This is a genomic window from Kosakonia sp. H02 (assembly GCA_030704225.1).
Lineage (GTDB): Bacteria > Pseudomonadota > Gammaproteobacteria > Enterobacterales > Enterobacteriaceae > Kosakonia.
On record CP131915.1, the window covers coordinates 4,202,591 to 4,225,961 of the forward strand.

The following is a 23,371-nucleotide window of genomic DNA, read 5'->3' on the forward strand; positions in this document are numbered from 1 at the left end:
TGCCTTGTCGCTGCTGCGTGTGGTTGGTAAAGTAAGCGGATTTTGTTTCCGCCCCAGCTTTCAGGATTATCCCTTAGTATGTTGAAAAAATTTCGTGGCATGTTTTCCAATGACCTGTCCATTGACCTGGGTACCGCGAATACCCTGATTTATGTAAAAGGACAAGGCATCGTACTGAATGAGCCTTCCGTGGTGGCCATTCGCCAGGATCGTGCCGGTTCACCGAAAAGTGTAGCCGCCGTCGGTCATGAAGCGAAACAGATGCTTGGGCGAACTCCGGGCAATATCGCGGCTATCCGCCCGATGAAAGACGGCGTTATCGCTGACTTCTTCGTGACCGAAAAAATGTTGCAGCACTTCATCAAACAAGTGCACAGCAACAGTTTTATGCGCCCAAGCCCGCGCGTTCTGGTTTGCGTCCCGGTTGGCGCAACGCAGGTTGAACGCCGCGCAATCCGTGAATCTGCACAGGGCGCAGGCGCCCGTGAAGTCTTCCTGATTGAAGAACCGATGGCCGCTGCGATTGGCGCGGGCTTACCGGTTTCTGAAGCGACCGGTTCTATGGTTGTTGATATCGGCGGCGGTACCACTGAAGTCGCTGTTATCTCTCTGAACGGCGTTGTTTACTCCTCTTCTGTGCGCATTGGCGGTGACCGCTTCGACGAAGCCATCATTAATTATGTGCGTCGTAACTACGGTTCCCTGATCGGTGAAGCCACCGCAGAACGTATCAAACACGAGATTGGCTCTGCCTATCCGGGCGACGAAGTGCGCGAAATCGAAGTGCGTGGCCGTAACCTGGCTGAAGGTGTACCGCGCGGTTTCACCCTGAACTCTAACGAAATCCTCGAAGCCTTGCAGGAACCACTGACCGGTATCGTCAGCGCCGTAATGGTTGCGCTGGAACAGTGCCCGCCGGAACTGGCTTCTGATATCTCCGAACGCGGTATGGTTCTGACCGGTGGCGGTGCGCTGCTGCGTAACCTTGATCGCCTGTTGATGGAAGAGACGGGTATCCCTGTAGTAGTTGCAGAAGATCCACTGACTTGCGTAGCGCGTGGCGGCGGCAAGGCGCTGGAAATGATCGATATGCACGGCGGCGACTTGTTCAGCGAAGAGTAGTCCGCGCCAGATACGGAGCAGAGGTTGCTCCGTATCTGTCTGGCCTGAGAATACGCAAAGCCTATGAAGCCAATTTTTAGCCGTGGCCCGTCACTGCAAATTCGCCTTTTTCTGGCGGTTTTGGTGGCGCTTGGAGTCATTATTGCCGACAGCCGCCTCGGTACGTTCAGCCAAATCCGAACGTATATGGATACTGCCGTCAGCCCTTTCTATTTTATTTCCAATGGACCCCGCGAATTATTAGACAGCGTGTCGCAAACGCTGGCCTCGCGCGATCAGCTTGAGCTTGAAAACCGGGCGCTGCGTCAGGAACTGCTGCTAAAAAACAGCGAACTGTTGATGTTAGGACAGTACAAGCAGGAGAACGCGCGCCTGCGCGAACTGCTGGGTTCGCCGTTGCGTCAGGACGAGCAAAAAATGGTGACCCAGGTTATCTCAACGGTTAACGACCCTTACAGCGATCAGGTGGTTATCGACAAAGGCAGCGTCAACGGCGTCTATGAAGGCCAGCCGGTGATCAGCGATAAAGGCGTTGTCGGTCAGGTGATCGCCGTGGCGAAACTGACCAGCCGGGTGCTGCTGATTTGCGATGCTACCCACGCACTGCCGATTCAGGTGTTGCGTAACGATATCCGCGTGATTGCCGCCGGTAACGGCTGCACCGACGATCTGCAACTGGAACATCTGCCGGCGAATACCGATATTCGCGTGGGTGATGTGCTGGTCACTTCAGGCCTCGGCGGGCGTTTCCCGGAAGGGTATCCGGTGGCGGTGGTCTCTTCCGTGAAACTGGATACACAGCGTGCTTACACCGTGATTCAGGCGCGACCTACTGCCGGTTTGCAGCGTTTGCGTTATTTGCTGCTGCTGTGGGGCTCCGATCGTAATGGCACTAATCCGCGTACGCCGGAAGATGTGCACCGCGTTGCTAATGAACGTCTGTTACAAATGATGCCGCAGGTTTTACCGTCCCCGGATACGATGGGGCCGCCTGCGCCAATGCCTGCTCCGGCCACCGGTATTACACAGCCGCCGCCGCAACTCTCTCCGGGAGGGCAATAGTGGCAAGCTATCGCAGCCAGGGGCGCTGGGTCATCTGGCTCTCGTTTTTTATTGCGCTATTGCTTCAAATCATGCCCTGGCCGGATAGCATTCTTGTCTACCGGCCAAATTGGGTGCTGCTTATTCTTCTCTACTGGATCCTCGCCTTACCGCACCGCGTAAATGTTGGTACGGGTTTCGCGATGGGTGCCATACTGGATCTGATTAGCGGGTCTACACTTGGCGTACGGGCGCTGTCTCTGAGCATCGTTGCCTATCTGGTCGCACTGAAATTTCAGTTATTCCGTAATCTGGCGCTCTGGCAACAGGCGCTGGTGGTGATGTTGTTGTCGCTGGCAACAGAAGTGATCGTCTTTTGGGCCGAATTTCTGGTGATTAACGTCTCCTTTAAACCAGAAATTTTCTGGAGCAGCCTGGTCAATGGGGTGCTCTGGCCGTGGATTTTCCTGTTAATGCGTAAGATTCGTCAGCAGTTTGCGGTGCAATAAGGGTTATATGACAGATATCTGGCTTGCTTCTGGTTCTCCCCGCCGTCAGGAACTGCTGACGCAACTCGGCGTTTCGTTTGAGCGTATCGTCCCGGGAATTGAGGAACAGCGTCATGCCGGGGAAAGTGCCCGGCAGTACGTGTTGCGGCTGGCGCGTGAAAAGGCGCTGGCGGGCGTGAAAATGGCTTCGCGCGATTTGCCGGTGTTGGGCGCGGATACCATCGTCATATTAAATGGCGAAGTGCTTGAAAAACCGAAAGACTCCTCGCATGCTGCCAGTATGTTGCGTCAACTCTCCGGGCAAACTCACCAGGTAATGACCGCCGTGGCACTGGCCGACAGCCAGCAGGTGCTGGATTGTCTGGTGGAAACCGATGTGACCTTCAGAGTGTTATCGGAACAGGATATTGCCGGCTATGTCGCCAGTGGGGAGCCGCTGGATAAAGCCGGCGCGTATGGTATTCAGGGTCTGGGTGGCTGTTTCGTCAGGACAATTAACGGTAGTTATCATGCCGTTGTGGGGTTACCGCTGGTGGAAACCTTTGAATTGCTAAGCAATTTTAACGCACTGCGTGAAGGAAGAGATAATCATGACGGCTGAATTACTGGTCAACGTTACACCATCGGAAACGCGTGTCGCTTATATTGATGGCGGTATCCTGCAAGAGATTCACATTGAGCGCGAAGCACGGCGCGGGATAGTAGGCAATATCTACAAAGGTCGGGTCAGCCGGGTTCTGCCGGGCATGCAGGCGGCTTTTGTAGATATTGGTCTGGAAAAGGCGGCGTTCCTGCACGCTTCCGACATTATGCCGCACACCGAATGCGTCGCCGGGGAAGAGCAAAAAAACTTCACCGTCCGTGATATCTCCGAACTCGTCCGTCAGGGGCAAGATCTGATGGTACAGGTGGTGAAAGATCCACTGGGCACCAAAGGCGCGCGTCTGACCACGGATATCACGCTGCCCTCCCGTTACCTGGTCTTTATGCCGGGCGCTGCGCATGTTGGCGTTTCTCAACGCATTGAAAGCGAAGCCGAACGCGACCGCCTCAAGCAGGTTGTCGCCAGTTATTGCGATGAGCAGGGCGGGTTTATCATTCGTACCGCCGCAGAAGGGGTGTGCGAAGAGGATCTCGCCTCGGACGCCGCTTACCTTAAGCGCGTCTGGACCAAGGTCATGGAGCGCAAAAAACGCCAGCAGACCCGCTATAAACTCTATGGCGAGCTGGCGTTGGCCCAGCGCGTACTGCGCGATTTTGCTGATGCGCATCTGGATCGCATTCGCGTTGACTCACGCCTGACCTTTGAAATGCTGCTGGAGTTCACCGCCGAATACATTCCCGAGATGACCAGCAAACTGGAGCACTACAGCGGACGCCAGCCGATTTTCGATCTCTTTGATGTCGAAAACGAGATTCAGCGCGCGCTGGAGCGCAAAGTGGAGCTGAAATCTGGCGGCTATCTGATTATCGACCAGACTGAAGCGATGACTACCGTCGACATCAACACCGGCGCGTTTGTTGGCCATCGCAATCTCGACGACACCATTTTCAATACCAACATCGAAGCCACGCAGGCGATTGCCCGCCAACTGCGGTTACGTAATCTTGGCGGCATTATCATTATTGATTTCATCGATATGAATAATGAGGATCATCGCCGCCGCGTGCTGCACTCGCTCGAACAGGCCCTGAGCAAAGATCGGGTAAAAACCAGTATCAACGGTTTCTCCCAGCTTGGTCTGGTAGAGATGACCCGCAAGCGCACGCGGGAAAGCGTCGAGCATGTTCTGTGTAATGAATGCCCGACCTGTCATGGCCGCGGCACGGTGAAAACCGTCGAAACGGTGTGCTATGAGATCATGCGTGAGATCGTGCGCGTTCACCATGCTTACGATTCCGACCGCTTCCTGGTCTATGCTTCTCCGGCGGTAGCGGAAGCGTTAAAGAGCGAAGAGTCACACGCGCTGGCAGAAGTGGAAATCTTTGTCGGTAAGCAGGTCAAAGTACAAATCGAGCCGCTCTATAATCAGGAGCAGTTTGACGTAGTGATGATGTAATTCGCAGCCGTGGCTGCGACACGAGCGGGTCTGATTTGGTTGACAAGGAGAGAGGCGTGAGGCGATTGCCGGGGATATTGCTGCTTACAGGAGCGACGCTGATCGTTATCGCGGCGCTGTTGGCAAGCGGGCTGCGCCTGGTGTTGCCCCATCTGGATACCTGGCGTGAGCCGATTCTGGCGAAAATCTCCGCTGAAGCTGGTGTGCCGATTTCTGCCAGCAAGTTCGAGGCGCGCTGGCAAAACTTCGGTCTCGAGCTTGAAGTACGCGACATTAAAGCAAAGCTTAATGACGGCGGCGATCTTTCTGTTAAACGCCTGACGCTGGCGCTGGATGTCTGGCAAAGCCTGCTCCATCTGCGCTGGCAATTTCGCGATCTCACCTTTTATCAACTCGTCGCGCACAGCAATACGCCGCTGCAACGTAACGACGGTGAACCCCTTGGCACGGATCGCATCAGCGATCTCTTCTTACGCCAGTTCGATCACTTCGATCTGCGCGACAGCCGCATCAGTTTCTTAACCCTTTCCGGCCAGCGCGCCGAACTGGCGATCCCGCAATTAACCTGGCTTAACGGCCAGGAGCGCCACCGCGCCGAAGGGCAAGTAAGCCTCTCCAGCCTGACCGGGCAGCACGGTATTATGCAGGTGCGTATGGATCTGCGTGATGATAACGGGCTGTTGAATAATGGCCGCGTCTGGTTGCAGGCGGATGATATTGACGTCAAACCGTGGCTCAACAAATGGATGCAGGATAACGTCGCGCTGGAGTCGGCCCGCTTTAGCCTTGAAGGCTGGATGACGCTCAATAAAGGCGAAATTGAAAGCGGTGATGTGTGGCTGAAAAAGGGCGGCGCAAGCTGGCAGGGCAATAACAACGCCACGCACCGGATGACGGTGGATAACCTGACAACCCACATCTCCCGCCAGAAGCAGGGCTGGCAGTTTGACGTGCCGGTAACGAACATTGCGATTGATGATAAGCCCTGGCCGCAGGGGGCGCTGAGTTTTGCCTGGGTGCCAGCCCAGGAAGTGGGTGGCGCAGACAACCAGCGTAGCGATGAGTTACGCATTCGCGCCAGCAACCTTGAGCTGGGCGGGCTGGAAGGGCTCATGCCGATTGCGCAGAAAATCTCGCCGACCATGTATGACATCTGGAACACCATGCAGCCGGGCGGCAGGCTTGAACAACTGGCGCTGGATATTCCGCTGAAAACCCCGGAAAAAACGCGTTTCCAGGCGCACTGGCAAGATATCAGCTGGCGGCAGTGGAAACTGTTACCCGGCGTGGAACATCTCTCCGGTACGCTGGAAGGCAGTATTGAAGACGGGCGCTTAACCGCCGATATTGCGCAGGCGAAAATGCCCTATGAAACCGTCTTTCGTGCACCGCTCGAGATTGAAAAAGGCGTCGCCACGCTGAACTGGCAGAAGAACACCCACGGTTTTCAGTTAGACGGGCACAACATTGATGTGCAGGCCACCGGGCTGCGCGCGCGCGGGGATTTCCGCTATCTCCAGCCACAGGGCGCGGAACCCTGGCTCGGCATCCTGGCGGGGATTAATGTTTCCGATGCCGGCCAGGCGTGGCGTTACTTCCCGGAAAACTTAATGGGTAAAGCGCTGGTGGATTATCTCAGCGGGGCGATTCAAGGCGGGCAAACTGAAAATGCGACGCTGGTCTATTCCGGCAATCCGCATCTGTTCCCTTACAAACACAACGAAGGGCAGTTTGAAGTGCTGGTGCCGCTGCGTAACGCCACCTTTGCTTTCCAGCCGGACTGGCCCGCGCTGCAAAATCTCGACATCGAACTGGATTTTCTCAACGACGGGCTGTGGATGAAGAGCGATAAGGTCGCCCTCGGTGGTGTCACCGCCAGTAACCTTGCCGCCGCCATCCCCGATTACATTAAAGAGAAGCTGATTATCGATGCGGATATCAACGGCCCAGGCAAAGCCGTTGGCCCGTATTTCAAAGAGACGCCGCTGCATGACACTCTCGGCAGTGCGCTGGATGAGCTGCAAATTGATGGCGATGTGAGTGCTCGCTTACATCTTGATATCCCGCTGGATGGCGAAATGACGCTTGCCAAAGGCGACGTGACGCTGAACAACAACGCGCTGTTTATAAAGCCGCTTAACAGCACACTGAAAAACCTCAGCGGTAAGTTCAGTTTTGAAAACGGCAACCTGAAGAGCGAACCGTTGCAAGCCATCTGGTTTAACCAGCCGCTGAACGTCAATTTCTCCACCACCGAGGGGGAAAAAGAGTACCAGGTGGCGGTGAATCTGGACGGTAACTGGCAACCTTCGCGCACCGGCGTCCTGCCCGCTCAGCTTAACGATGCCCTGCGCGGCAGCGTGGCGTGGAAAGGGGATGTCGGCATTACCTTGCCGCACAACGGTGGTGCGGCCTATAAGGTCAACATTGACGGCGATCTGAATAATATCGCCAGTACGTTGCCGCCGCCGCTGGATAAACCGGCGGGCAAAGCGCTGCCGGTGAAAGTGAACGTGAGCGGCAATTTGCACAGCTTCGATCTGACGGGCAATGCGGGTGGCAATCACCACTTCAACAGCCGCTGGTTGCTGAGTCACAAACTGACACTCGACCGTGGCATCTGGGCTTCGGACAGCAAAACCACGCCGCCTCTGCCGGAACAGAGCGGGCTGGAGCTAAATCTACCGCCGATGAACGGTGCGCAATGGCTGGCGCTGTTCAAGCAAGGCGCGGCGAATGATGTCAGTAACGCCACGACGTTCCCGACGCGCGTCACGCTGCGTACACCAGCACTCACGCTGGCCGGTCAGCAGTGGAATAACCTGAGCATTGTGTCGCAGCCGCAGCTTTCGGGCACCACGATTGAGGCGCAGAGCCGTGAAATCAGCGGTACGCTGACGGTGCGTGATAACGCGCCGTGGCAGGCGGCCATTCGCTATCTCTATTACAACCCATCGAGCACCGCCCCGAACGATAACGACATCTCTTCGCCGACCACGCTGCTGCGCGGCCAGACCCGTATCGATTTTACCGGCTGGCCCGATCTGCAACTTCGCTGCCAGGAGTGCTGGCTGTGGGGGCAGAAATATGGCCGCATCGACGGGGATTTCGCCATCAATGGCGATACGCTGCGGCTTGACAATGGCCTTATCGATAGCGGCTTCGCACGGTTAACCGCCGATGGCGAATGGGTGAACCGCGAAGGCGCTGAACGCACCTCTATCAAAGGCGTGCTGCGCGGCGCAAAACTCGATTCGGCGATGAACTTCTTTGGTGTGCCAACGCCGGTGCGCGACTCGTCGTTCAATATTAATTACGATCTGCACTGGCGCAGCCCGCCGTGGCAGCCGCAGGAGGAGTCGCTAAACGGTATTCTGCGCACGCGCCTTGGCAAAGGGCAGATCACCGATATCAGCACCGGTCATGCCGGGCAGCTACTGCGCCTGTTCAGCGTCGATTCGCTACTGCGCAAACTGCGCTTTGATTTCAGCGATACCTTTAGTAGCGAAGGTTTCTGGTTTGATTCCATTCGCAGTACCGCGTGGATCAAAGATGGCGTGCTGCACAGCGACGATACGCTGGTGGACGGGCTGGAAGCGGATATTGCGATGAAAGGTTCCGTTAACCTGGTGCGCCGTGAGCTGGATGTCGAAGCGGTGGTCGCGCCGGAAATTTCCGCGACCGTCGGCGTGGCGGCAGCGTTTGCTGTCAACCCGATTGTCGGTGCGGCGGTGTTTGCGGCCAGTAAAGTGCTGGGGCCGCTGTGGAATAAAGTCTCCATTTTGCGCTACCGCATTACCGGTCCGGTAGACCAGCCGCAGATCAACGAAGTCCTGCGTCAGCCGCGTACGGACAAAAGGCAATGATTTGACGGCATCGGCGAATTGCCTCAAGCTCCTTGTATCGCACTTTTATATTGCCCAATGTGGCGGCAACGACGAGAAAAAATGATGAGTCTTAATCTGGTGAGTGAACAACTACTGGCAGCGAACGGCCTGAATCATCAGGATCTGTTTGCCATTCTGGGTCAACTGACCGCGCGTCGTCTTGATTACGGCGACCTCTATTTCCAGTCGAGCTATCACGAATCCTGGGTTTTAGAAGACAGCATCATTAAAGATGGTTCTTACAATATTGACCAGGGCGTGGGCGTACGCGCTATCAGCGGCGAGAAAACCGGTTTTGCCTATGCAGACCAAATCAGCCTGCTGGCGCTGGAGCAGAGCGCGCAGGCCGCGCGCACCATTGTGCGTGAAGAGGGTGACGGAAAAGTAAAAACCCTGGGCGCGGTTGAGCATCACAGCCTTTATACCAGCCTCGATCCGCTGCAAAGCATGAGCCGCGAAGAGAAGCTGGATATTCTGCGCCGCGTCGATAAAGCCGCGCGCGCGGCGGACAAACGCGTGCAGGAAGTGACTGCCAGCCTGACCGGTGTCTATGAACTGATTCTGGTGGCGGCCACCGACGGCACCCTGGCGGCGGACGTGCGCCCGCTGGTGCGCTTGTCGGTTAGCGTGCAGGTCGAAGACGACGGCAAACGCGAGCGCGGCTCCAGCGGTGGCGGCGGTCGTTTTGGTTATGACTGGTTCCTGCAAGAGGTCGATGGCGATGTGCGTGCCGATGCCTGGGCGAAAGAAGCGGTGCGCATGGCGCTGGTGAACCTTTCTGCTGTCGCCGCGCCTGCCGGTACGCTGCCGGTGGTACTGGGCGCAGGCTGGCCAGGCGTGCTGCTGCACGAAGCGGTCGGTCACGGCCTGGAAGGGGATTTTAACCGTCGCGGCACTTCGGTGTTCAGCGGTCAGATGGGCAAATTAGTGGCTTCTGAACTCTGTACCGTGGTGGATGACGGCACCATGGCCGATCGTCGCGGCTCCGTGGCGATCGACGATGAAGGCACGCCGGGCCAGTACAATGTGCTGATTGAAAACGGCGTGCTGAAAGGCTATATGCAGGACAAAATGAACGCGCGTCTGATGGGCATGAACCCGACCGGTAATGGGCGTCGTGAGTCTTATGCGCATCTGCCGATGCCGCGCATGACCAACACCTATATGCTGGCGGGCAAATCCACGCCGCAGGAGATTATCGAGTCGGTCGATTACGGCATTTATGCGCCGAACTTCGGCGGCGGCCAGGTCGATATCACCTCCGGAAAGTTTGTCTTCTCCACGTCAGAGGCTTACCTGATTGAAAAAGGCAAAGTCACCAAAGCGGTGAAAGGCGCAACGCTGATTGGTTCTGGTATTGAAGCCATGCAGCAGATCTCGATGGTTGGCAACGATCTGAAACTGGATAACGGCGTTGGCGTCTGCGGCAAAGAGGGGCAAAGTCTGCCGGTTGGCGTGGGCCAGCCTACTCTGAAAGTGGACAACCTGACCGTTGGCGGTACTGCGTAATCCGCGTTTCACCCTCTTCGCACGAAGAGGGTGAAGTCTTTCACACACTGCGCCCCTGCATGCTCTGATACACCTTCGCCACCTCAATAAAGTACTCCGTCAGATAATTAATACAGACCTGCACTTTGAGCGGCAGCTTATCTTTTTGGGTATAGAGCGCGTAAACCGGGCGCGGATCCGACTGGTAGCGCGGCAACAGGATCTCCAACTGGCCGCTGTTGATCTCCTCGATCACCCACATCAGCGGTACAAAAGCGATCCCTGCACCGGTGGTAAGCCAGCGCGTTAAGGTCATCGGATCGTTGGTCACAAAGCGCCCCTGCGGAATCAACCGCGTGGCAATCCCTTCCGGTGCGACCAGCTCAAACTCGTTATCCGGGCGCACGCTATATTCCAGCCAGGAGTGATTCACCATATCGGCGGGCTTTTCCGGCGTGCCGTATTGCGCAAGGTAGGTTTTTGCCGCGCAGACCACCATTGGCATCGTGCCAAGGCGGCGGGAGAAGAGGCTGGAATCCTGCAAGGCGCCGACGCGGATTACTACATCCAGCCCGTCGGCGATCAGATCCGGTGCGGGGATCCCGGTCACCAGATTGACCGACAAACCCGGATGCTCTTTCAGCATCTCGGCGGTCATTTTTGCCAGCACATTTTGCGCCATGGTTGAAGAACTGCCGATGCGCAGGGTGCCGATGGGCGTATTGTTAAAGGCGTAGAGTTGTTCATGGACGTCCTGCACTTCATGGAGCATCCGACGGCAGCCCTGGTAGTAGATCTTTCCCGCTTCCGTTAGCCCCAGGCTACGCGTACTGCGGTTCAGCAGCTTGACCTGTAACTCATTTTCGAGCTTCGCCACCGTCTGGCTGATGGACGAAACGCTCATTTGTAATTGCCGGGCGGCGGCGGTAAAAGAACCCAGTTCCACCACTCTGGCAAACACCGACATGCGCTTTAGTCGTTCCATTATTCACTCTGACTTAAAAGTGATTTAGATCACATAATATAGATAACAGCATAACAGTTACGCTAATATACTATCTATCAATAATATTCACGTCACTCTCGCCTGGCTCTCCTTGCCCTTTCCTGCGGTGACGTAAGAACGTTTGTCACCTGCTCGCTTAATAACCAAGGTCAACATGAGTCTGTTTCCCGTCATCGTGGTGTTCGGATTGTCGTTCCCACCGATTTTTTTCGAGTTGCTTTTGTCACTGGCGATCTTCTGGCTGGTGCGCCGGGTGCTGATCCCAACCGGGATCTATGATTTTGTCTGGCATCCGGCGTTGTTTAATACCGCGCTCTATTGCTGCCTGTTTTATCTGCTGTCGCGTTTATTTGTTTGAGGTAGAAGTGAAAACACTAACAAGAAATATCACCCGTACCGCAGTCACTATGGTGCTGGTTATCCTGGCCTTCATCGCGATTTTCCGGGCCTGGGTTTATTACACCGAATCACCGTGGACGCGCGATGCGCGCTTTAGCGCTGATGTCGTCGCTATCGCGCCCGATGTCACTGGCCTTGTGACTACCGTCAATGTTCATGACAACCAACTGGTGAAACAGGGCCAGGTGCTGTTCACCATCGACCAGCCGCGCTACCAGAAAGCGCTGGAGCAAGACGAAGCGGATGTCGCTTATTACCAGGCGCTGGTCAATGAGAAGCGCCGCGAAGCCGGTCGCCGCAACCAGTTAGGCGTGCAGGCCATGTCGCGGGAAGAAATCGACCAGGCCAACAACACGCTGCAAACCGAGCTGCATCAGTTAGCCAAAGCCCAGGCGACGCGCGACCTTGCCAGACTCGACCTTGAACGCACCATTATTCGCGCCCCGGCGGACGGCTGGGTGACCAACCTGAATGTCTATGCTGGTGAATTTATTACCCGTGGTTCCACCGCCGTGGCGCTGGTGAAGCAGAACAGCTTCTACATTCTGGCCTATATGGAAGAGACCAAGCTGGAGGGCGTTCGCCCCGGTTACCGTGCGGAAGTGACGCCGTTAGGCAGCAACATTGTATTGAAAGGTACGGTAGACAGCATCGCGGCGGGGGTCACCAACTCCAGCAGTAGCAATGACAGCAAAGGGATGGCGACCATCGATTCCAACCTTGAATGGGTGCGTCTGGCCCAGCGCGTTCCGGTGCGTATTCGTCTCGACCAACAGCAGGGCAACCTGTGGCCCGCCGGGACGACGGCTACCGTGGTAGTCACCGGCAAAACCGATCGCGATGCCAGCCAGGACTCATTTTTCCGCAAAATGGCGCATCGCTTGCGTGAACTGGGGTAATTGCTATGGGGCTGTTTTCCATCGCCAGCCAGCATCTGCGCTTTGCCGTCAAGCTGGCCTTCGCTATTGTGCTGGCGCTGTTTGTCGGTTTTCACTTTCAGCTTGAAACCCCGCGCTGGGCGGTGTTGACCGCGGCGATTGTCGCCGCCGGCCCGGCGTTTGCTGCCGGCGGCGAGCCCTATTCCGGGGCGATTCGCTATCGCGGGATGCTGCGTATTGTCGGCACATTCATCGGTTGTATTGCCGGGCTGACCATCATCATTATGCTGATCCGCACGCCGCTGTTGATGTTGCTTGTTTCCTGTATCTGGGCGGGCTTCTGTACCTGGGTTTCTTCGCTGGTGCGCGTTGAAAACTCCTACGCCTGGGGGCTGGCGGGTTACACCGCGTTAATTATCGTCATTACCATCCAGACGGAGCCGCTGCTGGCGCCGCAATTTGCCGTCGAGCGTTGCAGTGAAATTGTGATTGGTATTCTCTGCGCTATTGTCGCCGACCTGCTGTTCTCACCGCGTTCGATAAAACAGGAGATTGACCGCGAGCTGGACAGCTTGCTGGTGGCGCATTATCAACTGATGCAGTTATGCATCAAACATGGTGACGGCGAAGAGGTGGATAAAGCCTGGGCGGCGCTGGTTCGCCGCACCACTGCGCTGGAGGGGATGCGCAGCAACCTGAAGATTGAATCTTCCCGCTGGGGGCGCGCCAACCGCCGCCTGAAAGTGATCAATACCTTATCGCTGACCCTGATTACGCAGGCCTGTGAAACCTATCTGATTCAGAACACGCGCCCGGAGCTTATCACCAGCACATTTCGTGAGCTGTTCGATGAACCGGTCGAGACGGTACAGGAAGTACACAAGCAGTTGAAAAGAATGCGCCGGGCAGTCGCCTGGACCGGTGAGCGGGATACGCCGATCACGATTTATAGCTGGATAGGCGCGGCGACCCGCTACCTGCTGCTCAAACGCGGCGTGATCAGCAATACCAAAATCAGCGCCGTGGAAGAAGAGGTGTTGCAGGGCGAAGCGGTGGTGAAGGTGGAATCCGCTGAACGTCATCACGCGATGATTAATTTCTTGCGCACTACGCTGTCGTGCATGCTTGGCACGCTGTTCTGGTTGTGGACCGGCTGGACTTCCGGCAGCGGGGCGATGGTGATGATCGCGGTGGTGACGTCGCTGGCGATGCGTCTGCCTAACCCGGTCATGGTGGCGAAAGATTTTGTCTACGGCATGCTGTGGGCGCTGCCGATTGGCTCGCTCTACTTTCTGGTGATCCTGCCCTCGACCCAGCAAAGCATGTTGCTGCTGTGTATCAGCCTGGCGGTGCTGGCCTTTTTCATCGGCATCGAGGTACAAAAACGGCGCCTGGGTACGCTGGGCACGCTGGCGGGGACGATTAACGTGCTGGTGCTCGATAACCCCATGAATTTCCAGTTCGATCAGTTTCTTGATAATGCGCTGGGGCAGATAGTCGGTGTGGTACTGGCGATGGTGGTGATTTTGCTGGTGCGGGATAACTCCCAGGCGCGCACCGGGCGCACGCTGCTGAACCAGTTTGTGTCGGCGGCGGTTTCGGCAATGACCACCAACACCGCCCGGCGCAAAGAGAACCATCTGCCCGCGCTCTATCAACAATTGTTTTTATTGTTGAACAAATTCCCCGGCGATGTGGCGAAGTTCCGTCTGGCATTGACGCTGATTATTGCCCACCAGCGCCTGCGCGATGCGCCGGTGCCGATCAACGACGATCTTTCGGCGTTCCATCGTCAGTTGCGCCGTACCGCCTCGCAGGTGATTTCTGCGGGGTCTGACATGAAACGCCGCCGCTACTTCACGCAATTGCTGGGGGAGCTGGAGGTGTACCAGGAAAAATTGCGTTACTGGAACGCGCCGCCGCAGGTGACGGAGCCGGTAGGCAGGTTGACGGGCATGTTACATAAGTACCAACATGCGCTAACCAGCAGTTAATGACAAAGCCGACGCCAGAAGCGTCGGTTTTTTTATGACTATACTTTGGGGAAGAGTCAAAAAAACCGCAGATCAGGAGGACAAATGAGCTCGCAGGCATTGCAGGACAGTGCACTTTTTCAGACCGGCTATCTGGTCGATGGCGTCTGGAAATCGCTGGATACCACATTTGACGTTCTGAACCCGGCCACTGGCGAAATTGTTGCCAACGTCGCTAAAGCAGGGAAAAAAGAGACGGAAGAAGCCATTGCTGCCGCCACCCGGGCTTTTCCCGCCTGGCGGGCAAAAACCGCTAAAGAACGCTCAGCCATTCTGTATCGCTGGTATGAATTAATCATCGAAAACAAAAGTTGGCTGGGGCGCTTGATGACCACCGAGCAGGGCAAACCCTTGAAAGAAGCTGAAGGCGAAGTGGAATACGCCGCCAGCTTTATTCAGTGGTTTGCCGAGCAGGCAAAACGCGCCAACGGCGAAATCATTCCGCCCATCAAACCCGGCTCACGTATTCTGGCTACCCGCGAACCGATTGGCGTTGTCGCGGCCATTACGCCGTGGAACTTCCCGATGGCAATGCTCACCCGCAAACTGGGCCCGGCGCTGGCGGCAGGCTGTACCGGCGTGATTAAACCCGCCAACAATACGCCGCTCAGCGCCTTTGCCTTGCTGACGCTGGCAAAAAAAGCCGGTGTGCCGGATGGCGTGCTCAACGCAGTCGCCGGGAGTACATCCGAGATCAGCGATGCCATTATGGCCAGCCATGATGTGCGAAAAATTTCCTTTACCGGTTCGACCGCCGTCGGGAAAACGCTGGTGCGCAACGCCGCAGAAACGATGAAAAAAGTGTCAATGGAGCTGGGCGGCAACGCGCCTTACATCGTGTTTGAGGATGCCGACATCGATGCTGCGGTGCAGGGAGCCATCGCCAATAAATTCCGCAATGCCGGGCAAGTGTGCGTGAGCGTGAACCGTTTTTATATTCATGAATCGGTTTATGACGCCTTTACGCAGAAACTTACCGACGCGGTGAATGCGCTGAAAGTGGGCAATGGCCTGGAAGAGGGCGTCATCGTCGGCCCGCTGATTGAAAAGGCCGCCGTGGATAAAGTGCGCGAGCATGTGGAAGACGCTGTCGCCAAAGGGGCGAAAGTGCTGGCCGGCGGCAAACCGCACGCGCTTGGCGGTAACTTCTGGCTGCCGACGGTGCTGGGCGATTGTAGCGATGGTATGAAACTCGCTCAGGAAGAGACCTTCGGCCCGGTTGCTGCCTGCTTCCGCTTTACCAGCGAAGAGGAGGTGGTGAAACGGGCGAATGCAACACCGTTTGGCCTGGCAGCCTATTTCTATACGCAGAACTTGCAGCGGGTGTTCCGCGTTTCGCAGGCGATTGAAAGCGGCATGATTGGCATCAACGAGTGCGCAGTCTCTACCGAGCTTGGGCCGTTCGGCGGCGTGAAAGAGTCAGGTTTGGGCCGTGAAGGCTCGGTACTGGGGCTGGAAGAGTACCTCGAAGTGAAAACCCTGCATCTGGGCGGATTATAAATTATTGGGCGGCAGAAGCCGCCCCTTTGGGCAGGTGACGGAAACATGACGACCTACACGTTCGATTTTCAACATATTGCCGATCAAACGGCTTTCTACCGGGAATTTGCTCGCCAGTTCGCGCTTGAGCGCGAGAAAGTTCACGATCTGGATTCGCTGTGGGACAGCGTGATGGATGGTGTCTTGCCCTTGCCGCTGGAGATCGAGTTTATTCATCTGCCGGAAAAACAGCGTCGTCGTTTTGGGGCGCTGATCCTGCTGTTTGATGAGGCCGAGGAGGAACTGGAAGGTGAACTGCGCTTTAATGTGCGCTAAAAATTCTATTTTTCAGAAAATAGAGAAAAGGAGTTGTGCTAGAGTTAATTCTTAACAGGCAATAAAACCTGAGGCTTTTAATATAATTATTTATATTTGGCAATGACGGGCAATGAATAACTTCATCACTAAGCCATAGGATGGTTGGTATGAATAAGATATATTCTTGTGAATTAAAGGTATCGCTCCTCTTCTTTTCTTTATTACTCCCTTATGATTGTTTTGCGCATCAGCGATTAGCACGGTCATTAGTAAGTTATGAAATTCCCTATCAAACTTATCATGAATTCGCGACTAATCGGGGACCCTTTTATCCAGGTGCGAGGGATATTCATATTTATAACAAATATGGCTATCCGGCTGGCATTCTTAATAAAGCACCGATGCCAGATTTTAGTAGCGTTGATGACAGAAGCGGTATCTCTACTATTATTTACCCGCAATACGCAGTCAGCGTTCACCACAACCCCGCAACGCATTTTGCTAATCTCAGCTTTGGTAATGAGAATTATCATATGGTTAACAGGGGTAATATCCCTGGAAATGACTTTAGTATCATTAGGTTGAACAAGGTGGTGACGGAAGTCATTCCTGCTAATATTGCACCTGCTGATATGAAACCAGAAACTTTTGCCGACGTGGATCGATTTACCGCTTTTTATCGTATGGGGTCGGGTACTCAGAAAGTTGCTGATATATGGGGGCGGGGGATTGATATTCAATCGGCCTATCGTTTTTTAACGGGCGGTACAATGGGGCACCCTGAATGGGATCCCATAGGATTATTGGTAATGTCGTCCGGAGATGTGTTTAATCCTAAAAGTGGTCCTTTAAATAGCCATGGAACGCCGGGCGATAGTGGTTCCCCTTTATTCGCCTGGGATGCCCATCTCAATAAATGGATGGTTGCGGGCACATTAAGTCTGATTTATTTAGATAAGCCAGAGAAAAGTGCATATACGATTATACCGAATGATTTTGTTGATGAGACAATTCGGAAGTACAGAAGTGCGCTAATCACAAACACGAATAATAATGTCCTTTTTTTATGGCGATACAGTAATTCAACAGGGGCTGGCCACTTATATGAGGGACGTAATATATATGCGATGCAGGGCCAGCAAAAAGAAGAAGCACATAACGGTCGGGATTTAATCTTTAATGGAGCCGGTGGCGTCATCTTGCTTCAGGATAACGTCAATCAGGGCTCGGGGACGCTGACGTTTAATAACAACTATGTCGTGGCCCCGCTGCTGGCACAGACCTGGAGCGGGGGCGGAGTGGATGTGGGATCTGGCGCGACAGTTACCTGGAAGGTCAATGGCGTAAAGAACGATAACCTGCACAAAATTGGTAAAGGCACGCTGAAAGTGAACGGAACGGGCGTTAATCCGGGGGGATTAAAAGTCGGCGACGGAACGGTTCATTTGTCCCAGGTCCCGGATAACCTTGGCAAAGTACAGGCGTTTAGTTCGGTGAATCTTGCCAGCGGCAGGCCATTGGTTGTGCTGCATGGTAGAGGGCAGGTCGACCCGGATTCCATTTCATGGGGATTTCGCGGCGGCAGGCTGGACGTTAACGGGAACAGCCTGACCTTTCATCGCCTCAATGCGCAAGATTATGGCGCTGCATTAATCAATCGTGCCAAAAAACGCGCGGACATTACCCTGAGTTATCAACGAAAACCGGAGGATGTGGTTATCAATCAATGGTCATACTCCCGGCTTGGACAAATTGGGGAACTGTATGGGTACCAAAATAATGATGCCGGAACGACAGACTACTTCTTTCTTAAAACCTCACCCTACCTGTGGTTCCCAAGAAATCACCGCAGCAATAACGACTGGGAGTTTATCGGGCACGATCGTGGGCACGCTATACGCACCTGGTATGAGCGACACAAAGCCGCAGTATACATTTTTCATGGTCAACTGCGGGGAAACCTGAATTTTCAAAATCATGTCGATGCCGGAACTACAGGCGCGTTAATGCTGGATGGTTCTGTTGATATCTCCGGTAATTTCTCGCAGAAAAATGGTCGCCTGGTTTTTCAGGGCCATCCGGTTCTTCATGCGTACAATCTCCCGGAAACGATAGAGAAGCTCAGAAGGCTGGGCGATAACTCTTTAAGGACTGAACCGGTTTCTTTCTACCAAACGGATTGGCAGAAGCGCGTATTTAAGCTGAACAATTTGATGCTCGATAAAGCCCATTTTGACCTCGCCAGAAATGCCTCTCTCTACGGGAATATCAATGCCAAAAACTCCGTCATTACCTTAGGAAGCCCGACGCTTTACATTGATATCAATGATGGTAATGGGATAGCGACCGAGCCGCGGCAGGGGATCTCGATAGCCAGCCGCCAGGATGATCTGAGTCGCTATCAAGGGCGTGTCACCCTGTCGGGCAGGTCAGAACTGAATATTCGGGAAGTCTTCACCGGTATCATTACCGGGCGGAACAGTAGAGTCAGCGTCTCGTCACGCCACGCCATTTTGAATGGTTACAGCCAGTTCAACAGTACGCCGCTCACCCTTGAGCCAAATGCACAACTTACAGCAAAAGCCGGATGGTTCAGCAGCGCCACGGTGACTGTTGGACCTTCTGCCACGCTTTCTCTTACCGGGACGCCAGTGGGGACAAGCCAGGTGATCCCGACCATGTACGCCATGAAAGACGGGACAACGTATGCACTACAAGAGGGGAGTAGTGTTCGTGTCTTACCGTTTGCCCTTATGCAGGGAGATATATATTCCCAGAATCGTGCAGTGGTTCGTTTCAATATTGATGACGACCGCCATCTGGCAAATAACCTCTCTCCTGAACATAAGAAGATGGCGACGACGCTTGCCGGCTTTGAAAACGCCTGGCGCGGGGCTATTTCTGCTCCCCATACACAGCTCAGTTTGAAGTCCACGCGTTGGGAGATGCGTGAGGATTCTGAAGTGGGAAACCTGAACGCTTCACAATCGCTGGTGGTGGTTTCTGGCAGTAAGTTCCGTACGTTGAAAGCCATGGATTTGCGCACGGATAACACCGGCTTTGTGCTGCGAACGAACCTGAAGGAGAGTGACAAAATTGTCGTGCGTGACAGAGCATCCGGGCAGAGGAACACGCTCTTTCTTAATGTCCTTAAAAATCCGGGATCGCAGAAATTCAATATTCCTTTGATTCTTGCTCCTCGCAACACCAACGCCTCGCTGTTCACTGTTAGCGGGCCAGCGACCGGTTTTAGCCAATTGCAACCGGTGGTGCAGGTCGTGCGGGCCGCTGACAGAACGCAGTGGATCCTTCAGGGGTTCAAATATATGCCCAATCCTGCGGCGATGGCCTCTGCGAAGATGTTCTCCAGTGTGGGGTACAAGAACCTCATCGGTGAAGTTAACAACCTTAACAAACGGATGGAAGATCTGCGGGATACGAAGGGGCAGGACGGCGCATGGGGACACACTTTTAGCGGTAGCGGGGCGGGAATGGGCGGTTACGCCGACCGCTACACCTCTGTCCAGACGGGGTTTGATAAAAAACAGCGCTTGTCGGGAGCGAACCTGTTCACCGGTGTGCTGATGAGCCACACCAACAGCCAGGCCAGTGGAAGAGATTTGCGTGGCAATACACGCTCATTTGGTGGTGGTATTTACGCCTCAGCGCTAATGGATTCTGGCGCGTATATCGACGCAATCGGTAAGTACATTCACGCCTTTGATAACTACCAGGCGGGTCTTATCGGGCTACGGGCACGGGATTATACGACGCGGAGCTGGATAGGCGGCGTGCAAAGCGGCTATCGCTATCATCTGGCAGACGATCTCTACGTCGAGCCGCAGGTTGGCGTCGTTTTCAGTACGCTCTCCGCAACCCGCCTGAAATGGCATGACAAAGGCATCAATGTGTCGATGCGCCATCAAAACACCACCCCACTGATTGGCCGGACCGGTGTAACAACAGGCAAGAGCTTCAGTGGCCGCAATTGGGCCCTCACGGCACGGGCTGGCGTGGGGTATCAGTTCGATCTGCTGACGAATGGTGAAACGGTGCTGCACGATATCTCAGGGGAAAAACGCCTTGCCGGTCAGCGGGATAAAAGGATGCTCTACCACGCAACGGTCGATGGGCAGATGCGCGAGAACCTGCGTTTTGGGCTTGAAATGGAGCGCTCTGTGTTCGGTAACTACAACGTAAACCATGCCATCAACGCAAAGGTTAGCTATATGTTTTGAGGGCTTGAGACATAAAAAAGCCCCTGCAAGGCAGGGGCAAAAGTCGTCGGACAGACGACGAGGGTTTATTTGTACAGTTCCGCTGTCACGTGGGTGTGGTCGCCCGTACGTGCTTCTACGATGCGATAGCTGCTCGCACCCGCCTGGTCGGCTTTCGCAGAGAGTTCCTGACGAATATCCATCGGGACACCGGCAATCTGTGAAACAGAGACGCTGCCTATAGGTTGCAGGTTGCTGGCCTGTTCACTGTTTACCAGCGTGGCGGCACTTGCGCCAAAAGAGATAAGGGATGCAAGGCCAAGGGATGCGATGATCAGGTTACGTTTCATTGTCTTTCTCCTTTACAGAGACTCAACGGCAAGAAGGGTTGAACTGCTATTTTTATGCCTGGTGCCGTTAAGCGATGTTTTCATAGGGTTATCGGTAAAACTTATTTGTACAGTTCTGCGGTCGCGTGCCACTGGTCGCCGCTACGTGCTTCAATGATGCGGTACGCTGAAGCACCTTGTTCTTCCGCTTTTTTGTTCAGTTGCTCGTGCATATCCATCGGAGAAGAGGAAACTGCACCCACAGAAACGGTACCGATTGACTGGCGAGATTGCGCCTGGTCTGCGCTGATGGAATCCGCCGCGAACGCGCCGAATGACAGAGCTGAAAGGATACCCATTGTTGCGATAGTTGATTTGATATTCATGATTTTTACCTCGTCGTATTCTTTTCTTAATTTTCTTCGAGGGCCGCGTTTCGTGACCCTCATCACAAAATCAAGTATACACTAATCACGCGAATAATTAATACCAAGCTAATTATAACTACGGTGAATTCGCATAACGTTTGTATCTTTTTATTCCTTTCAGCGATAAAAGTTTTGCTTATGGCAGCGAATTAACTAACGATAGTTAAGAAAATCATATGGATAGTGGAATTTGATTTTTCGTGCGGTGGTATCGACTGGCGGGGCGGCATGAAACGGAAAATCGCACTAAGTGTTAAATAAAATGGGGTGGAAAGTCGGTCAAAAGAGAGAAAGCGCCGAACATTCCCCCTCAGCCTGAGCCGAGGGGAATGCGCGTTTACAGCTCTTGTTCGAACAGAACGAGGATCGCTTCGTAGAGATCTTTCACGGTAAATCCTCTGGCTGGCGTGGTGAAAATCGTGTCGTCACCAGCGATAGTCCCGAGGATCCCTTCCGCTTTACCCAGCGAGTCGAGCAGACGCGCGATCAACTGAGCGGCACCGGGGCTGGTATGAATAACGACAACTGCATCGTTGTAGTCGATGTCCAGCACCAGGTTCTTCAGCGGGCTGGAGGTGGTGGGAACGCCCAATTCAATTGGCAGGCAGTAAACCATTTCCATTTTTGCGTTACGCGTACGCACTGCGCCGAATTTGGTCAGCATGCGCGAGACTTTGGACTGGTTGATATTGTCAAAGCCTTCTTCTTGCAACGCCTGGACAATTTCGCCCTGAGAACTGAATTTCTCTTCTTTAAGTAGCGCTTTGAACGCTTTGATTAATTCTTCTTGTTTAGCCGAGCTTCGCATAAGTCACCCGTATATTGGCCGAGAAAACAACATTATTATGCATATATATGAATTTTTATGCAAACGATCTACAGAGAGATATTCTGAAAAGTTATCGTGAAAGGCGCGGAGTTTAGCAAATCCTGTGGCTAAGCACAGCCACATGTGGCTTACGTCGCAAATAAGATTAAAAAGTAAATTAAATGTTATAAAGTTGATGTTATTTTGGTGAATATTGCGGCTATATTATAAACTCTCTGTGTTAGATGCTTAGTTTGCCGATCTGACGGTCATATTCACCTTTATATAAAATCTTAACAGTGGGCTGCGCCGCACTATTTTTGCGCACTTATTGTCATAATTACCAGGGTGAATTAAGGTCGCCGCAACGGAGTTACAAATATTTCGCTAACCATAATAAGGAGTTTAGGATGAAAGTCGCAGTCCTCGGCGCGGCCGGCGGTATCGGCCAGGCGCTTGCCCTACTACTGAAAACGCAACTGCCCTCAGGTTCAGAACTCTCTCTCTATGATATTGCACCCGTCACCCCTGGTGTTGCTGTTGACCTCAGCCATATCCCTACCGATGTGAACATTAAAGGTTTCGCGGGCGATGATGCTACGCCTGCGCTGGAAGGCGCTGATGTCGTGCTGATTTCCGCAGGCGTGGCGCGTAAACCGGGTATGGATCGCTCCGATCTGTTTAACGTCAATGCCGGTATTGTGAAAAACCTGGTGGCGCAAGTTGCCAAAACGGCACCGAAAGCCTGTATCGGTATCATCACCAACCCGGTTAACACCACGGTTGCTATTGCCGCTGAAGTGCTGAAAAAAGCCGGTGTTTACGACAAGAACAAGCTGTTTGGCGTGACGACGCTGGACATTATCCGCTCCAATACCTTTGTCGCTGAGCTGAAAGGCAAAAAACCGACGGAAATTGACGTGCCGGTTATCGGCGGACACTCAGGCGTGACGATTCTGCCGCTGCTGTCGCAAATCCCGGGCGTCACGTTTACCGAGCAGGAAGTGGCCGATCTGACCAAACGTATTCAGAACGCGGGCACCGAAGTGGTGGAAGCGAAGGCGGGTGGCGGTTCAGCCACGCTGTCGATGGGCCAGGCCGCAGCGCGCTTTGGTTTATCGCTGGTGCGTGCCCTGCAAGGTGAACAAGGTGTGGTTGAGTGCGCCTATGTTGAAGGTGACGGTGAATATGCACGTTTCTTCTCGCAGCCGCTGTTGCTGGGGAAAAACGGTATTGAGGAGCGTCACGCTATCGGCAATCTCAGCGCGTTTGAACGCCAGTCGCTGGAAGGCATGCTGGATACGCTGAAAAAAGATATCCAGTTGGGTGTTGATTTCGTTAACCGTTAAGCGCGGGCGCAATGTAAAAC

Annotated in this window: 18 protein-coding genes; 14 read left to right on the forward strand and 4 right to left on the reverse strand. The window is 54.2% G+C overall.

Going from position 1 to position 23,371, the window contains the following annotated elements; genetic code table 11:
• Window positions 1–78: 78 nt before the first annotated feature.
• The 7 genes from mreB to tldD all read left to right on the forward strand — a co-directional run bounded on the left by mreB (window position 79) and on the right by tldD (window position 10,128).
• Complete coding sequence (gene mreB, locus Q5705_19725; protein ID WLI76767.1) at window positions 79–1,122, forward strand: rod shape-determining protein MreB; 1,044 nt, start codon at window positions 79–81, stop codon at window positions 1,120–1,122.
• Between the two features lie 63 nt (window positions 1,123–1,185).
• Entirely contained in the window at window positions 1,186–2,184 is a 999-nt protein-coding gene (gene mreC / locus Q5705_19730) for a rod shape-determining protein MreC (GenBank protein ID WLI76768.1), read from the forward strand.
• Window positions 2,184–2,672 carry a rod shape-determining protein MreD gene (gene mreD, locus Q5705_19735; protein WLI76769.1) on the forward strand — a complete coding sequence of 163 codons (489 nt, stop codon included), beginning with the start codon at window positions 2,184–2,186 and terminating at the stop codon, window positions 2,670–2,672. The genes mreC and mreD overlap by 1 nt, the downstream gene beginning before the upstream one ends.
• A gap of 7 nt (window positions 2,673–2,679) precedes the next feature.
• The gene (locus Q5705_19740) at window positions 2,680–3,273 is read left to right on the forward strand and encodes a nucleoside triphosphate pyrophosphatase (protein WLI76770.1); all 594 of its coding nucleotides are present in this window, start codon (window positions 2,680–2,682) and stop codon (window positions 3,271–3,273) included.
• A complete protein-coding gene (gene rng / locus Q5705_19745) occupies window positions 3,263–4,732 on the forward strand; it encodes a ribonuclease G (protein WLI76771.1) in 1,470 nt (489 codons plus the stop codon). The genes Q5705_19740 and rng overlap by 11 nt, the downstream gene beginning before the upstream one ends.
• Before the next feature lie 56 nt (window positions 4,733–4,788).
• A complete protein-coding gene (gene yhdP, locus Q5705_19750) occupies window positions 4,789–8,598 on the forward strand; it encodes an AsmA2 domain-containing protein YhdP (GenBank protein ID WLI76772.1) in 3,810 nt (1,269 codons plus the stop codon).
• 84 nt (window positions 8,599–8,682) lie between these two features.
• Window positions 8,683–10,128, forward strand: coding sequence for a metalloprotease TldD (tldD, locus tag Q5705_19755; GenBank protein WLI79070.1), 1,446 nt, complete (start codon window positions 8,683–8,685; stop codon window positions 10,126–10,128).
• Window positions 10,129–10,168: 40 nt separating this feature from the next.
• On the opposite strand, the gene aaeR is transcribed toward tldD, so the two are convergent.
• Window positions 10,169–11,092 (reverse strand): HTH-type transcriptional activator AaeR, encoded by a 924-nt coding sequence (gene aaeR, locus Q5705_19760; protein ID WLI76773.1) that lies wholly within the window; start codon window positions 11,090–11,092, stop codon window positions 10,169–10,171.
• A 175-nt stretch (window positions 11,093–11,267) separates the two neighbouring features.
• On the opposite strand from aaeR, the gene aaeX reads away from it, so the two are divergent.
• From aaeX to Q5705_19790, 6 genes are all read left to right on the forward strand, one after another.
• Window positions 11,268–11,471: a p-hydroxybenzoic acid efflux pump operon protein AaeX gene (gene aaeX, locus Q5705_19765; protein ID WLI76774.1), complete on the forward strand. Its 204-nt coding sequence runs from the start codon at window positions 11,268–11,270 to the stop codon at window positions 11,469–11,471.
• Window positions 11,472–11,478: 7 nt separating this feature from the next.
• Window positions 11,479–12,411, forward strand: a complete 933-nt coding sequence (aaeA, locus tag Q5705_19770) for a p-hydroxybenzoic acid efflux pump subunit AaeA (protein WLI76775.1) — start codon at window positions 11,479–11,481, stop codon at window positions 12,409–12,411.
• Between the two features lie 5 nt (window positions 12,412–12,416).
• Window positions 12,417–14,384 carry a p-hydroxybenzoic acid efflux pump subunit AaeB gene (gene aaeB, locus Q5705_19775; protein ID WLI76776.1) on the forward strand — a complete coding sequence of 656 codons (1,968 nt, stop codon included), beginning with the start codon at window positions 12,417–12,419 and terminating at the stop codon, window positions 14,382–14,384.
• A gap of 84 nt (window positions 14,385–14,468) precedes the next feature.
• Complete coding sequence (locus Q5705_19780) at window positions 14,469–15,923, forward strand: NAD-dependent succinate-semialdehyde dehydrogenase (GenBank protein WLI76777.1); 1,455 nt, start codon at window positions 14,469–14,471, stop codon at window positions 15,921–15,923.
• 45 nt (window positions 15,924–15,968) lie between these two features.
• Window positions 15,969–16,238: a barstar family protein gene (locus Q5705_19785; GenBank protein WLI76778.1), complete on the forward strand. Its 270-nt coding sequence runs from the start codon at window positions 15,969–15,971 to the stop codon at window positions 16,236–16,238.
• Between the two features lie 149 nt (window positions 16,239–16,387).
• On the forward strand, window positions 16,388–20,458 hold the full coding sequence (locus Q5705_19790) for a S6 family peptidase (GenBank protein WLI76779.1): 4,071 nt from the start codon (window positions 16,388–16,390) through the stop codon (window positions 20,456–20,458).
• Window positions 20,459–20,523: 65 nt separating this feature from the next.
• On the opposite strand, the gene yhcN (Q5705_19795) is transcribed toward Q5705_19790, so the two are convergent.
• The 3 genes from yhcN (Q5705_19795) to argR all read right to left on the reverse strand — a co-directional run bounded on the left by yhcN (Q5705_19795) (window position 20,524) and on the right by argR (window position 22,002).
• Complete coding sequence (gene yhcN / locus Q5705_19795; protein WLI76780.1) at window positions 20,524–20,787, reverse strand: peroxide/acid stress response protein YhcN; 264 nt, start codon at window positions 20,785–20,787, stop codon at window positions 20,524–20,526.
• A 101-nt stretch (window positions 20,788–20,888) separates the two neighbouring features.
• Window positions 20,889–21,152 (reverse strand): peroxide/acid stress response protein YhcN, encoded by a 264-nt coding sequence (gene yhcN, locus Q5705_19800; GenBank protein WLI76781.1) that lies wholly within the window; start codon window positions 21,150–21,152, stop codon window positions 20,889–20,891.
• 379 nt (window positions 21,153–21,531) lie between these two features.
• Window positions 21,532–22,002 carry a transcriptional regulator ArgR gene (gene argR, locus Q5705_19805; protein WLI76782.1) on the reverse strand — a complete coding sequence of 157 codons (471 nt, stop codon included), beginning with the start codon at window positions 22,000–22,002 and terminating at the stop codon, window positions 21,532–21,534.
• Between the two features lie 410 nt (window positions 22,003–22,412).
• Between argR and mdh the strand changes: the two genes are divergently transcribed.
• Entirely contained in the window at window positions 22,413–23,351 is a 939-nt protein-coding gene (gene mdh / locus Q5705_19810; protein WLI76783.1) for a malate dehydrogenase, read from the forward strand.
• Window positions 23,352–23,371 lie beyond the last annotated feature (20 nt).

Excerpts from the sequence above, each read along its gene's own strand:
- tldD (WLI79070.1), top strand. The coding sequence starts at position 8,683 with ATGAGTCTTAATCTGGTGAGTGAACAACTACTGGCAGCGAACGGCCTG.
- mreC (WLI76768.1), top strand. The coding sequence starts at position 1,186 with ATGAAGCCAATTTTTAGCCGTGGCCCGTCACTGCAAATTCGCCTTTTT.
- mreB (WLI76767.1), top strand. The coding sequence starts at position 79 with ATGTTGAAAAAATTTCGTGGCATGTTTTCCAATGACCTGTCCATTGAC.
- aaeB (WLI76776.1), top strand. The coding sequence starts at position 12,417 with ATGGGGCTGTTTTCCATCGCCAGCCAGCATCTGCGCTTTGCCGTCAAG.
- Q5705_19780 (WLI76777.1), top strand. The coding sequence starts at position 14,469 with ATGAGCTCGCAGGCATTGCAGGACAGTGCACTTTTTCAGACCGGCTAT.
- Q5705_19790 (WLI76779.1), top strand. The coding sequence starts at position 16,388 with ATGAATAAGATATATTCTTGTGAATTAAAGGTATCGCTCCTCTTCTTT.
- argR (WLI76782.1), bottom strand. The coding sequence starts at position 22,002 with ATGCGAAGCTCGGCTAAACAAGAAGAATTAATCAAAGCGTTCAAAGCG.
- yhcN (WLI76781.1), bottom strand. The coding sequence starts at position 21,152 with ATGAATATCAAATCAACTATCGCAACAATGGGTATCCTTTCAGCTCTG.
- rng (WLI76771.1), top strand. The coding sequence starts at position 3,263 with ATGACGGCTGAATTACTGGTCAACGTTACACCATCGGAAACGCGTGTC.
- mdh (WLI76783.1), top strand. The coding sequence starts at position 22,413 with ATGAAAGTCGCAGTCCTCGGCGCGGCCGGCGGTATCGGCCAGGCGCTT.
- aaeR (WLI76773.1), bottom strand. The coding sequence starts at position 11,092 with ATGGAACGACTAAAGCGCATGTCGGTGTTTGCCAGAGTGGTGGAACTG.
- Q5705_19740 (WLI76770.1), top strand. The coding sequence starts at position 2,680 with ATGACAGATATCTGGCTTGCTTCTGGTTCTCCCCGCCGTCAGGAACTG.
- yhcN (WLI76780.1), bottom strand. The coding sequence starts at position 20,787 with ATGAAACGTAACCTGATCATCGCATCCCTTGGCCTTGCATCCCTTATC.
- aaeX (WLI76774.1), top strand. The coding sequence starts at position 11,268 with ATGAGTCTGTTTCCCGTCATCGTGGTGTTCGGATTGTCGTTCCCACCG.
- Q5705_19785 (WLI76778.1), top strand. The coding sequence starts at position 15,969 with ATGACGACCTACACGTTCGATTTTCAACATATTGCCGATCAAACGGCT.